The sequence below is a fragment of the Pseudomonas sp. SB113 genome (assembly GCF_040754745.1).
Lineage (GTDB): Bacteria > Pseudomonadota > Gammaproteobacteria > Pseudomonadales > Pseudomonadaceae > Aquipseudomonas > Aquipseudomonas grimontii.
This window is the reverse complement of sequence record NZ_JBFMHW010000068.1, coordinates 1-741: the sequence shown is the minus strand read 5'-3', so window position 1 is coordinate 741 and position 741 is coordinate 1. Positions and strand designations below refer to the sequence as shown.

General features: G+C 58.0%; 1 pseudogene. It reads right to left on the bottom strand.

The window, feature by feature from the left end:
- A pseudogene (locus tag AB1462_RS31430) lies at positions 1-470 on the bottom strand (hypothetical protein); the annotation flags it as partial.
- Positions 471-741: the final 271 nt, after the last annotated feature.

The window sequence follows — 741 nt, the reverse complement described above, 5'->3', positions numbered from 1 at the left end:
ACAAAAAGATTGCCCGAATTTTGCCACCGCGCATTAGCGCCCGAGACTGTCACTGTGCCGCTGGAGCCGTCGTAGAGACCGATATAGGCCTCGCGGTTGGTAACCGTGCCGCCAGCCCCGATAGTCAGCGTGCCGTTGGACCCGTCAAATTCGCCGACCCACAGACCCCCCGTATTCTGCCACCGTGCATTCGCGCCCGAAACCGTCACTATGCCGTTGGAGCCGTCGTGGATGCCGATGTCGCCGTCGGTGCTTGTAACTGTGCCACCCGCATCAATGGTCAGCACGCCCGTTCCAATGGTCCCGATGGAAAGGGAACCGACATTCCATTGGGAGGTGGGTGAGGGGAATGCAGGGTTGATGTCGCCAGTGGCTGTAATGCTTTGGCCAAGGGCATAGCCGCTGGCTGCCAAGAGCGCTATAATCGATACCCCGGCCAGTCCGCGCTTTGATGTGAAAGCCTGTTCCATTCCCCGTCACGACTTCTCGGCCCGTCACTCTTTGATTTTCATCGCGCGTGTGTGCGAGCATCGGTTGCCACGCGCGCCCCGATCTCATTCAGAAGGCGCGCATAGGTCAATCTTAATACATCTTCACCGGGCAAAATGACTGGCTCTTTCGACGTTTTGAGATGATTTGCCCGCTCGATGTGCTAACATATACTATGCCCCATCTTCACCTCCATGTTGATCACAGCACGAGAGCCGCCGACCGGATTGCGCTGTGGCGCGACGTGATGGG